The following is an 11,725-nucleotide window of genomic DNA, read 5'->3' as shown; positions in this document are numbered from 1 at the left end:
CGTCAGCCCTTCCCGTATCCGTTGAACTCGTTGGTGTAGAGGTCGGCCGCCTTGAGCTGGCCCTTCTTGATCTCGCCGCGATCGCCCAGCCAGTCGAGCCACAGCTGGAATTCCTTGTCGGCGATCCGGCCGCCCGTCTCGGCGACCCCGTACGAGTGCCAGTACTGCAGGGTGGCGGTGTCCTCGTTGCGACCGCGCTTCTTGACGATCTCCGTCATCCGCGCGATGACCTCCTCGCGCGGGGTGGTGCGGGACCACTCGATGGCCTTGGCCACGCCCGTGGTGAAGGTCCGGACGGTGTCCGGGTTCTGCTTGATGAAGCGGTCGGTCATGATGTAGGTCCCGGCGCTGAACGGGCCCAGCAGTTCGACGTCGGTGAACAACGGGCGGATGCCGCCGGCCGCGAGGGCCTTGTCGCGCAGGACTCCGGTGAGCACACCGACCTCGATCTGCTTCTGGCGCAGCGACTGTTCGGTGTTGACGGGCGGCACCACGAGCGGCTCGACCTTGTCCGCGTCGGCCTTGGAGAGGCCTCCCCGGCTCAGGTAGATGTCGAGCAGGGCCTGGTAGTGGGCGCCCAGGGTGTTCATGCCGACCTTCTTGCCGATCAGGTCGCGGGCCGAGCGGATCGGGCTGTCCTCCAGGACGTAGTAGCCGCCGTAGGAGTACTGGTCGGAGCCGTACGAGGAGATGACGGCCTTGATCGGCGCCTTGGTGGAGGCGAGCTTGATGACGGCGCCGTTGAAGGCGCTGCCGAAGTGGGTCTGGCCGGTGGCGGCGGACTGGATGTCCTGGGGGCCGCTGATGGTGTTGCCGACCCAGTCGAGGGTGACGTCACCGAAGTAGCCGAGGTCGGCGGCGAGTTCGGGGAGGCTGACCGCGCCGACCGATCCCTGGTACTTCAGGGAGGTGATCTGTTCGCCGCCGGAGCCGCTGGTGGCGGTGGCCGTCCCGCAGCTCACCGCGGCCGCCGAAATGCCGAGCAGGGTGAGGAACTGGCGTCGGGAGGTACGGGTCGTGGTGAAGGCTGCGGGCATGACGATTCCTTGTCGATCCGGTCGGGCGGGTCTGGCGGGTCGGCGGGTCTGGCGGGTGTGGCGGTCTGGCGGTCCGGCGGGTGGTTCCGTACGGAGGTCAGTGCGCGGTGGTGAGGGCGGCGGACTCGGCCGCGCGCAGGGCGTCGGCGAACTCGTCGACGGCCTGGAAGAGGTCCAGCTCCGCCTCGGGCCGCAGCCGGTCGGGGCCGGCCCCGCGCTCGACGGAGGAGTCGAGGACGAAGCGGCCGGCGGTGACGTGCCGGGCACCGAGCGCGGTGAGGACGGGACGCAGCGCGTAGTCGATGGTCAGGACGTGGGCGAGGGAGCCGCCCGTGGCCAGCGGCAGCACGGTCTTCCCGGCCAGCCCGTCCTGCGGGAGCAGGTCGAGGAAGGCCTTGAGCAGCCCGGTGTACGAGGCCTTGTAGACGGGGGTCGCGATGACTATCCCGTCGGCTTCGGCGACGGCTTCGAGGGCCCGGCGGATCTCCGGCTCGCCGCGGCGGGCGGAGAGCAGGTCTGCGGCGGGGAGCTCGCGGACGGCGAGGTGGGCGGTGTCGAAGCCGGCGTGGTTCAGGCGGTGCAGCACGTGGTCGGCGACGACGGCGGTGCGGGAGTTGGTGGAGGGGCTGCCGGTGAGGGCGAGCAGCTTGGGCACGGAACGCTCCTTGGGTGGCGGGGACTGCGGGGGCCGGACGGGCCGGACGGGCCGGTCAGGCGACGGTGACGGGGGTCTCGGAGTCGGCGTCGGCTTCGCGGGATGCTCCCGAAGCGATGCCGAAGGACGGGGCGGGGACGGCCTCCGGGCTGATCAGCCGGGACGGGACCCCGTCGGGGCCGACCGGGACGTCGCCGTCGACCGTGACGCGGCGCAGGGTGCGCTCGTGGTCGTCGGAGTCGTCGACCCCGTAGTGCTGGGTGGCGCGGTTGTCCCAGATCGCGACGTCACCGGCCTGCCACTGCCAGCGGACGGTGTTCTCGGGGAGCTCGATGTGGGCCTGGAAGAGCTCCTGGAGGAGGCGCGCGTCGCGGCCGGTGAGTCCGTTGATCCGCTGGACGAAGTTGCCGAGCAGCAGGGTGCGTTCGCCGGTCTCGGGGTGGACGCGGACCACCGGGTGCTCGGTCAGGAACTTGGTGGAGGTGAAGACCTCGCGGTACTGGGCGAGCGCCTCGGGAAGCGCTTCGGGCTTCAGGGCCGCGTAGTCGTACTCGTTGGAGTGCACGGCGCGCAGGCTGTCGGCCAGGACGCGCAGCGGCTCGGGAAGGTGGGCGTACGCGGTGGCCGTGTTGGCCCACAGGGTGTCGCCCCCGTACGGGGGGATGGTGACGGCGCGCAGGATGGAGAAGGCGGGATAGGCGGGGACGAAGGTGACGTCCGTGTGCCACTGATTGGCGCGCGCTCCGTGGTGGGAGTCGATGCCGAGGGCGTAACGCCCGTCCGCGGAGGGGACGGTGGGGTGCGCGACGGGCGCGCCGAGCAGCTGGGCGAAGGCCTCGTGCCCGGCCTCGTCGAGGTGGTCCTGGCCCCGGAAGAAGACGACCTTGTGGGTGAGGAGCGCGGCCCGGATCCCGGCGACGGTGCCGGCTCCGAGCTCGCCGCCGAGGCGGACCCCGCCGATCTCGGCGCCGATCCGGCCGCCGATCCTGGTCACGGTGAGGTCGGTGCGGGTGGCAGTGGTCATGATGGCTCCTTGGGTGTTTCCGCGGCGGAGGGCGGGAGACGGCGGGGCGGGCAGCCCGTGGGCTGCCGCCCGAGCCGGACAGGGCAGGGCGGAGGCGGTGGCCGGTGACGGTCGGGCCACTGACGGCGGGGCGAATGACGGCGGGCGGCGCGCACCGGCGAGCGGTGAACGCCGGACCAGGGGTCACGAGCGGCAGACCGGGGCGACGGACGGCTGACGGCGGTCAGCGCACGGCCGGCGGCCGCAGGAGGCGGCGGGCACCGGCGGTCCCTGGACGGGACGGCCTGGAGCCCGGCAGCCGAGAGCGGCCGTGAGCGGCGGGAAGGGCGCTTCGGATCAGAAGAGGCGCGGGGCCGGACAGCGGCCCTGACACTCGCCCGGCGCGGTACAGAGGCCGGTGGTGTGGAGCCGCGGGGCGAGGAACTCGATCGCGGTCATGTCCCGGAGACTGCCAGCGCCCCCACTGCCGGTCAACCCCGGTCCACGGCCCGATGCGGCGCCCCGGGACCACCCGGTGAACCACCTCCGACCTGCCCTTTCACCCTTTCCCGGCGCCTTCGCCGCGGCCGAAAACCGTGGGCTGATTTCATGCGGCCGCAACGCACCCGCCACGCCCGGACCAGGGCCTGTCGTCAAAGTGCCGTCGTCGCCCGGAGGGCGGCCCCGCGGCGTCTGGTGCGTGCTCTCGGCGTGCCGGGCGGAAGTCCGCGTACTGGACGTACGAGGGCTTTCGCCCGGTGCGGCGAGAGTGCGTGCCAGGCGTCGCGGGGCAGACGGCAATTTGACGACAGGCCCCAGGGAACCGGCCAGTAACAGCTGGCCGGAAAACGGCCGCCCGGTTGATCAACAGCGGTCGTAGGCTGGCCCGATGGCTCTAGTCGACCTCAGCTCCCCCGACGGGGAGTTCAACGCGAACCCCTACCCCACCTACGCCGGGCTCCGCGCGGCCGGTCCCGTCCATCAGGTCATGGGCGCCAACGGCCTGCCGCTCTGGCTGGTCGTGGGCTACGAAGAGGCCCGCCAGGCCCTGGGGAACCCGCGGCTGGCCAAGAACCCCAGCGCTTACGCCGAGTTCGACAAGGCGCTGCTCGGGGCGACCAGCACCAACATGCTCGAATCGGACCCGCCCCACCACACCCGGCTGCGCAAGCTGGTCTCCCGGGAGTTCACCCCGCGCCGCGTCGAGGCCCTGCGCCCGCGCGTCCAGCAGGTCACCGACGAGCTCCTCGACGCGATGGAGGCGGCTCCCTCCCGGTCCGCCGACCTGATCCAGGCGCTGGCCCTCCCGGTCCCGATGACCGTCATCTGCGAGCTCCTCGGGGTCCCCGACCTCGACCGGGAGCAGTTCCACGACTGGTCCTCCCAGATCGTGTCCGCTCCCATCGGCACCGCCGAGCAGCTCGGTCCGGTGCTCGCGGCGATGACCACCTATCTGGTGGGCCTGCTGGCCGACAAGACCGAGAAGCCGGGCGAGGACCTGCTCAGCGCGCTGATCCGGACCCGGGACGAGGACGGCGACTCCCTCTCTCCCGACGAGCTCGTCGGCATGGCCTACCTGCTGCTGATCGCGGGGCACGAGACCACCGTCAATCTGATCTCCAACGGGGTACGAGCCCTGCTCGCGCACCCCGAGCAGCTCGCGGACCTGCGCGCCGACTACGACGGCCTGCTCGACGGGGCCGTCGAGGAGATGCTCCGCTACGACGGCCCGGTGGAGAACTCCACCGCCCGCTTCGCCACCGAGGACCTGGTCCTGGGCGGTGTGACCATCACTGCGGGCTCCCCCGTCCTGGTCTCGCTGGCCTCGGGCGACCGTGACGGGGAGCGGTTCCCGGATCCGGACACCTTCGACATCCGCCGCGCCGCCCAGGGCCACCTGGCCTTCGGGCACGGGATCCACTTCTGTCTCGGCGCGCCGCTGGCCCGGATGGAGGCCCGGATCGCCGTCCGCTCCCTGCTGGAGCGGTTCCCGGACCTGGCCGCGGACCCGGACGCGGGGCCGCCGGAGTGGATCCCGGGCACGCTGGTGCGCGGTGTCACCGAGCTCCCGGTGCGCTGGTAGCCCCGGGGAGTCCGCAGGAGTACCGAGCAGACGCCCCGGCGGGGGCCCGCGTCCACCCCCCGTTCGCACCCCGGACCCCCGACCGGGCCGCTCTTTCGTGATGCCACCCGTCTCACATGAGAGGGAGAGATCACATCCGGTGGTTATAGGCGGTCTCAGTGAACCGCCCCTAACATTCGAGCCATGACGGTCCTGCCTGATGACGGGCTCTCCTTGGCCGCCGAATTCCCTGACGCGACGCATGAGCAGTGGCAGCGCCTGGTAGAGGGCGTGCTGCGCAAGTCGGGCAAGGAAGTTTCCGGCGAGGCAGCGGAAGACGCGTTGTCCACGAAGCTCGAGGACGGGCTCACCACCCGCCCGCTGTACACCGCGCCCGAAGCCGCGCCCGACACCGGTTTTCCGGGGTTCGCGCCCTTCGTACGGGGAGGCAGCGCCGCGGGCAATGCCGCCTCGGGCTGGGACGTGCGCCAGCGGATCGCCGGCACCGACCCCGTACGGGTGAACGACGCGGCCCTGGCCGACCTGGAGAACGGCACCACCTCGCTGTGGCTGGCCGTGGGCGACGCGGGCCTGCCCGCCGCCGGGCTCGCCCGCGCGCTGGAGGGGGTCTACCTCGATCTCGCCCCCGTCTCCCTGGACCCCGGGGCCCAGTACGCGGAGGCGGCTCGGGCCCTGCTCGCGCTGTACACCGAGCGCGGGGTGGAGCCCGAGGCCGCGCACGCTTCCCTGGGCGCCGACCCGCTGGGCCACGAGGCCCGTACGGGTGAGGCCCTCGACCTGGCGGAGGCCGCCGGCCTCGCCGCGGAGACGGCCGCCGCCTGGCCCCACGTACGCGCCCTGACCGTCGACGCCCTGCCCTATCACGAGGCGGGCGGCAGCGCCGCCGAGGAGCTGGGGCTCTCGCTGGCCACCGGGGTCGCCTACCTGCGCGCCCTCACCGGGGCGGGTCTGGGCACGGAAGCCGCGCTCGGGCAGCTGGAGTTCCGCTACGCCGCCACCGCCGACCAGTTCCTCACCATCGCCAAGCTGCGCGCCGCGCGCCGCCTGTGGTCCCGGATCGCCGAGGCCTGCGGGGCCCCGCAGGCCGGAGCCCAGCGCCAGCACGCCGTGACCTCGCCCGTGATGATGACCCGCCGCGACCCGTGGGTGAACATGCTGCGCACCACCGTCGCCTGCATGGCGGCGGGCGTGGGCGGCGCGGACGCGGTGACCGTGCTCCCCTTCGACCAGGAGCTGGGCCTGCCCGACGCGTTCGCGCGCCGCGTGTCCCGCAACACCTCCACCATCCTGATGGAGGAGTCCCACCTGGCCCGCGTGATCGACCCGGCCGGCGGCTCGTACTACGTCGAGCAGCTCACGGACGAAATCGCGCACGCCGCCTGGGAGTTCTTCCAGACCGTCGAGAAGGCCGGCGGCCAGGCCGCCGCCCTGCGCTCCGGGCTGGTGGCCGAACGTCTCGCCGCCACCTGGGCGGAGCGGTCCAAGAAGCTGGCCAAGCGCCGCGAACCCATCACCGGAGTCAGCGAGTTCCCGCTGCTCTCCGAGAAGCCGGTGGTACGGGAACCGGCTCCGGCCCCGCTCACCGGCGGACTCCCCCGCGTCCGCCGCGACGAGGCGTACGAGGCCCTGCGCGCCCGCAGCGACGCGCACCTGGCGGCCACGGGCAAGCGGCCCACGGTCTTCCTGGCCGCGCTGGGCCCGGCGGCCGCCCACACCGGGCGCGCCACCTTCGCCTCCAACCTCTTCCAGGCGGGCGGCGTCACCCCGGTCCACGACCCGGTGTCGGTGACCCCCGACACGGCCGCGGCGGCCTACGCGGCGAGCGGCGCGGACGGCATGGCCGTGCTGTGCTCCAGCGACGCGCTGTACGAGGAGCAGGCCGAGGCGGTGGCCGCGGCGCTGCGCTCGGCGGGCGCGACGACCGTGTTCCTCGCGGGCAAGCCGGGCACCGCCGCGTCGGCCGTGGACGAGTACGTCTTCGCCGGCTGCGACGCGGTCGCCGTGCTGTCCTCCGTACTCGACCGGATGGGAGTGTCGTCTTGAGCAGCACAGGGATCCCCGATTTCTCCGAACTCCCGCTGACCGGCGGGGCCCCGGCCGCCGGTTCCGAGGACCAGTGGCGCACGGCCCTCAAGGAGTCCACCGGCTCCGGCGCCGCCGAGCTGCTGTGGGAGACGCCCGAGGGCATCGGCGTGCAACCGCTGTACACGGGCCGGGACCTGGAGGGCCTGGACTTCCTCCACACGTACCCGGGCGTGGCCCCGTACCTGCGCGGGCCGTACCCGACGATGTACGTCAACCAGCCCTGGACGATCCGGCAGTACGCCGGTTTCTCCACGGCCGAGGAGTCCAACGCCTTCTACCGGCGCAACCTCGCGTCCGGCCAGAAGGGCCTGTCGATCGCCTTCGACCTGCCCACGCACCGCGGCTACGACAGCGACCACCCGCGCGTGACCGGCGATGTCGGCATGGCGGGCGTGGCCATCGACTCGATCTACGACATGCGCCAGCTCTTCGACGGCATTCCGCTGGACAAGATGACGGTGTCGATGACGATGAACGGCGCGGTGCTGCCGGTCCTCGCCCTCTACATCGTGGCGGCGGAGGAGCAGGGCGTCTCCCCCGACAAGCTCGCCGGGACCATCCAGAACGACATCCTCAAAGAGTTCATGGTCCGCAACACCTACATCTATCCGCCGAAGCCCTCGATGCGGATCATCTCGGACATCTTCTCCTTCACCTCGGAGAAGATGCCGCGCTACAACTCCATCTCGATCTCCGGCTACCACATCCAGGAGGCCGGGGCCACGGCCGACCTGGAGCTCGCGTACACCCTCGCCGACGGCGTGGAGTACCTGCGGGCCGGACAGGCCGTCGGGCTGAACGTGGACGCCTTCGCCCCGCGCCTGTCGTTCTTCTGGGCGATCGGCATGAACTTCTTCATGGAGGTGGCGAAGCTGCGTGCGGCCCGCCTCCTGTGGGCGCGCCTGGTCAAGCAGTTCGCCCCGAAGAACGCCAAGTCCCTTTCCCTGCGCACCCATTCGCAGACCTCGGGCTGGTCGCTCACCGCCCAGGACGTCTTCAACAACGTGACGCGCACCTGCATCGAGGCGATGGCGGCCACCCAGGGCCACACCCAGTCCCTGCACACCAACGCCCTCGACGAGGCCCTGGCCCTGCCGACGGACTTCTCGGCGCGCATCGCCCGCAACACCCAGCTGCTCCTGCAGCAGGAGTCGGGCACCTGCCGGACCATCGACCCGTGGGGCGGCAGCGCCTACGTGGAGAAGCTGACCTACGATCTCGCGCGCCGGGCCTGGCAGCACATCCAGGAGGTCGAGGCGGCCGGCGGCATGGCGCAGGCCATCGACGCGGGCATCCCCAAGCTCCGCGTGGAGGAGGCCGCCGCCCGCACGCAGGCCCGTATCGACTCGGGCCGCCAGCCGGTGATCGGCGTCAACAAGTACCGCGTGGCCACCGACGAGCAGATCGACGTCCTGCGCGTCGACAACTCCTCGGTGCGCACCCAGCAGATCGAGAAGCTGCGCCGGCTGCGCGAGGAGCGCGACGAGGCAGTCACCCAGGACACCCTGCGGGCGCTGACGAACGCCGCTTCGCGCGGCGAGGGCAACCTCCTCGCGCTGGCCGTGGACGCGGCGCGCGCCAAGGCGACGGTCGGTGAGATCTCGGACGCACTGGAGAAGGTGTACGGACGCCACGCGAGCCAGATCCGTACGATCTCGGGTGTGTACCGAACCGAGGCAGGCGAGTCCCCGTCCGTGGAGCGCACCCGCGCGCTCGTCGACCGCTTCGAGGAGGCGGAAGGACGGCGCCCGCGCATCCTGGTCGCCAAGATGGGCCAGGACGGGCACGACCGCGGCCAGAAGGTGATCGCGACCGCCTTCGCCGACCTGGGCTTCGACGTGGACGTCGGCCCGCTGTTCCAGACCCCGGAGGAAGTGGCCCGCCAGGCCGTCGAGGCGGACGTCCACGTGGTGGGCGTCTCCTCGCTGGCGGCCGGCCACCTGACCCTCGTACCGGCACTGCGCGAGCAGCTGGCGGTGGAGGGCCGCGAGGACATCATGATCGTGGTGGGCGGGGTCATCCCGCCGGCGGACGTCCCCACCCTCCTGGAGATGGGTGCGGCGGCGGTCTTCCTGCCGGGCACGGTCATCCCGGACGCGGCGCACGACCTGGTGACGCGGCTGGCCGCGGACCTGGGCCACGAGCTGTAGCCGCCGTGCCCAGGATCGACATCGAGACCTACGTCAAGGGTGTCCTCGACGGGAAGCGCGCGTTCATCGCCCGCGCGATCACCCTCGTCGAGTCCACCCTGCCCGCCCACCGGCCCCTGGCCCAGCAGCTGCTGACGGAGCTCCTGCCGCACTCGGGGCGGGCGCGCCGGATCGGCATCAGCGGGGTCCCGGGGGTGGGCAAGTCCACCTTCATCGACGCCTTCGGCACGATGCTGACGGGGCTGGGCCACCGGGTCGCGGTCCTGGCCGTAGACCCTTCGTCCACCCGTACGGGCGGCTCCATCCTGGGCGACAAGACCCGGATGGAGCGCCTGTCGGTGGATCCGGCGGCCTTCGTCCGCCCCTCCCCCTCGGCGGGCACCCTGGGTGGCGTGGCCAAGGCCACCCGGGAATCGATGATCGTGATGGAGGCGGCGGGCTACGACGTGGTCCTCGTCGAGACGGTCGGCGTGGGCCAGTCGGAGACCACGGTCGCCGGTATGGTCGACTCCTTCCTCCTGCTGTCCCTGGCCCGTACGGGCGACCAGCTCCAGGGCATCAAGAAGGGCGTCCTGGAGCTCGCCGACGTGCTCGCCGTCAACAAGGCGGACGGCCCGCACGAACGCGACGCGAAGTCGGCGGCCCGCGAGCTGTCGAGCGCGCTGCGCCTGATGCACCCGGCCGACGCGGCCTGGACCCCACCGGTCCTGACGTGCAGCGCGCGGGAGTCGACGGGCCTGGACGAGGTGTGGAACCGCCTGGAGCAGCACCGCCGGCTCCTGGAGTCGGGCGGCCGCCTCACGGCCAAGCGGGCGGCCCAGCAGGTGGAGTGGACCTGGTCGATGGTCCGCGACGAGCTCCTGGAGCGCCTGCGCTCCAGCCCGGCGGTACGGGACCTGGCCCCCGCCCTGGAATCAGCCGTCCGCGCGGGCACCCTGACCCCCACCCTGGCCGCGGACCACCTCCTGGCGGCCTTCTCGGACGAACCGGGCCGCCCTTGAGCCCCGCCGCAGCGAATCCAGCCCCGCCGGCGTTTGAGGCGCGGGGTCCGGGGCGGAGCCCCGGGGAACGGCGGAAGGGCGGGTAGGGGACGGCCCCGCGCAGCGGCCCGCCCCCAGCCTCACCCTCAGGCGGAGACGAGCACCGGCCCACCCGCGGCCAGAGCCTGCCGCAGCACCCGCACCCGCGCCTCGGGAGCATCGGCAGCCAGCAGAGCAGCAAGCACCGCGATCCGCGCCTGAGGCGCCCGCAGCGTCCCCGTAGGCACCGCCCCGGCCGCCACCAGATCCACCGCACCACCGTGCGTGTAGATCTCCGTCACCGGCCCGGCGGCAACCCGCGTGGTCAGAGCCACCAGCACGCCCGCCGCGATCGCCGCCTTGACCGCTTCCACGATCTCCGGCGTCGCGTTGCCGGCCCCGGTGCCGACCAGCACGATGCCCTGCGCCCCCGCCGCCACGGCGGCGTTGAGCAGCACCGGGTCGCCGTTCGCGTGGTGCATGACCATGTCGACCCGCGGCGGAACCTCCGGCATGCCCGGGAGCGCCAGCGGCTCGGGGCGGACCGGCGTCCGCAGCACGGTGACCTTGCCGAAGCCGACCTTGCCCAGCAGTTCCTTGGAGGGGTCGGCGAACGCGTCCAGCGCCACCGCCTGCGCCTTCACGGTCCCCCGGGCCGCGTGGACCCGCCCGGCGAAGGTGATCAGGACGCCGAGCCCGCGCGTGGTCGCGGCGGTCAGCAGGGCGTCGTAGAGATTGCCGGGGCCGTCCCCGTCCGCCGCGCCCATGGGGCGCTGGGATCCGGTGAAGACGACGGAGCGCGCGTCGTGGTGGTGCAGGTCGACGAGGAACGCCGACTCCTCCAGCGTGTCGGTGCCGTGGGTGACCACGATGCCCTCCACGCCGGGGTCGGCGAGCACCTCGTGCACGGTGCGCAGCAGGGTGAGCTGGTGGGCGGTGGTCAGCCGGGGGCTGTTCACGCTGAACAGGTCGACGACCTCGACGCTCACGCCTTCGGGCAGCGGCGCCGTCGCCATGACCTCGGCTCCGTCGGCGTCGGCCGCGAATCCGGAACCCTGCCAGCGGCTGGCTATCGTCCCGCCGGTGCTGATGACGACGATGCGTCCCACGTCGGCCGCCCTTCCCTCGAGCACAGCTCGTACATATTTTCGGCAAAACGCAATGGTAGGCCGATCTACGCGCAACGCGATTGCTACTTTGACCCCTCCCGTAACACTGGCTAGGTGATAATTGCGCGATGGACGCCATCGACCGAGATATCTTGCGCGAGCTCCAGGCCGACGGCCGGCTCAGCAACCAGGAGCTGGCCCAGCGCGTGGGCCTGACCCCCTCCCCCTGCATGCGGCGGGTGCGCCAGCTCGAACAGGACGGGGTCATCCAGGGCTACCGCGCGATGATCGCCCCCGAGGCGGTGGGCCGCGGCTTCGAGGTGCTGGTCTCGGTCGAGGTCCGCCGCGACCGCGAAGCCGTGGAAACCTTCGAAGCGGCCCTCCAGGACATCCCCGACGTGATCGAGGCCTACCGCCTCTTCGGCAGCCCCGGCTGCCTCCTGCGCATCGCGGTCGCGGACCTGCGCGCGTACGAGCGCCTCTGGATCGAGAAGCTGACCGCGCTCTCGGGCGTCACCGAGGTCAACTCGCAGATCGTCATGAAGCGCATCAAGCCCCACACCGGCCTCCCGGTGGACGGCTGA

General features: G+C 72.2%; 9 protein-coding genes. 5 read left to right on the top strand and 4 right to left on the bottom strand.

Annotated elements, in window-relative coordinates; translation table 11 throughout:
* Window positions 1-2: 2 nt before the first annotated feature.
* The 3 genes from OHU74_RS28030 to OHU74_RS28020 all read right to left on the bottom strand — a co-directional run bounded on the left by OHU74_RS28030 (window position 3) and on the right by OHU74_RS28020 (window position 2,716).
* Window positions 3-1,037 (bottom strand): ABC transporter substrate-binding protein, encoded by a 1,035-nt coding sequence (locus OHU74_RS28030; protein ID WP_371618431.1) that lies wholly within the window; start codon window positions 1,035-1,037, stop codon window positions 3-5.
* Window positions 1,038-1,134: 97 nt separating this feature from the next.
* Entirely contained in the window at window positions 1,135-1,692 is a 558-nt protein-coding gene (gene ssuE / locus OHU74_RS28025) for an NADPH-dependent FMN reductase (RefSeq protein ID WP_371618430.1), read from the bottom strand.
* A gap of 55 nt (window positions 1,693-1,747) precedes the next feature.
* On the bottom strand, window positions 1,748-2,716 hold the full coding sequence (locus tag OHU74_RS28020) for a TauD/TfdA dioxygenase family protein (RefSeq protein WP_371618429.1): 969 nt from the start codon (window positions 2,714-2,716) through the stop codon (window positions 1,748-1,750).
* 868 nt (window positions 2,717-3,584) lie between these two features.
* Between OHU74_RS28020 and OHU74_RS28015 the strand changes: the two genes are divergently transcribed.
* The 4 genes from OHU74_RS28015 to meaB all read left to right on the top strand — a co-directional run bounded on the left by OHU74_RS28015 (window position 3,585) and on the right by meaB (window position 10,014).
* On the top strand, window positions 3,585-4,778 hold the full coding sequence (locus tag OHU74_RS28015; RefSeq protein WP_371618428.1) for a cytochrome P450: 1,194 nt from the start codon (window positions 3,585-3,587) through the stop codon (window positions 4,776-4,778).
* Between the two features lie 183 nt (window positions 4,779-4,961).
* Window positions 4,962-6,821, top strand: coding sequence for a methylmalonyl-CoA mutase family protein (locus tag OHU74_RS28010; RefSeq protein WP_371618427.1), 1,860 nt, complete (start codon window positions 4,962-4,964; stop codon window positions 6,819-6,821).
* Window positions 6,818-9,013 carry a methylmalonyl-CoA mutase gene (scpA, locus tag OHU74_RS28005; RefSeq protein ID WP_371618426.1) on the top strand — a complete coding sequence of 732 codons (2,196 nt, stop codon included), beginning with the start codon at window positions 6,818-6,820 and terminating at the stop codon, window positions 9,011-9,013. The genes OHU74_RS28010 and scpA overlap by 4 nt, the downstream gene beginning before the upstream one ends.
* Window positions 9,014-9,018: 5 nt before the next feature.
* On the top strand, window positions 9,019-10,014 hold the full coding sequence (gene meaB, locus OHU74_RS28000; protein ID WP_371618425.1) for a methylmalonyl Co-A mutase-associated GTPase MeaB: 996 nt from the start codon (window positions 9,019-9,021) through the stop codon (window positions 10,012-10,014).
* A 125-nt stretch (window positions 10,015-10,139) separates the two neighbouring features.
* On the opposite strand, the gene OHU74_RS27995 is transcribed toward meaB, so the two are convergent.
* Window positions 10,140-11,141 carry an asparaginase gene (locus OHU74_RS27995; RefSeq protein WP_371618424.1) on the bottom strand — a complete coding sequence of 334 codons (1,002 nt, stop codon included), beginning with the start codon at window positions 11,139-11,141 and terminating at the stop codon, window positions 10,140-10,142.
* 128 nt (window positions 11,142-11,269) lie between these two features.
* Here OHU74_RS27995 and OHU74_RS27990 point away from each other — a divergent pair, with 128 nt between their 5' ends.
* Window positions 11,270-11,725 carry an Lrp/AsnC family transcriptional regulator gene (locus OHU74_RS27990; protein ID WP_371618423.1) on the top strand — a complete coding sequence of 152 codons (456 nt, stop codon included), beginning with the start codon at window positions 11,270-11,272 and terminating at the stop codon, window positions 11,723-11,725.

Source organism: Streptomyces sp. NBC_00454 (assembly GCF_041434015.1).
GTDB lineage: Bacteria > Actinomycetota > Actinomycetes > Streptomycetales > Streptomycetaceae > Streptomyces.
The sequence above is the reverse complement of the archived record's forward strand: the minus strand, read 5'-3'. Positions and strand labels throughout refer to the sequence as shown.

What these genes read in the sequence shown, in the direction of transcription:
- OHU74_RS28020 (WP_371618429.1), bottom strand. Translation starts at nt 2,716, where the DNA reads ATGACCACTGCCACCCGCACCGACCTCACCGTGACCAGGATCGGCGGC.
- OHU74_RS28030 (WP_371618431.1), bottom strand. Translation starts at nt 1,037, where the DNA reads ATGCCCGCAGCCTTCACCACGACCCGTACCTCCCGACGCCAGTTCCTC.
- OHU74_RS28015 (WP_371618428.1), top strand. Translation starts at nt 3,585, where the DNA reads ATGGCTCTAGTCGACCTCAGCTCCCCCGACGGGGAGTTCAACGCGAAC.
- OHU74_RS28010 (WP_371618427.1), top strand. Translation starts at nt 4,962, where the DNA reads ATGACGGTCCTGCCTGATGACGGGCTCTCCTTGGCCGCCGAATTCCCT.
- OHU74_RS27990 (WP_371618423.1), top strand. Translation starts at nt 11,270, where the DNA reads ATGGACGCCATCGACCGAGATATCTTGCGCGAGCTCCAGGCCGACGGC.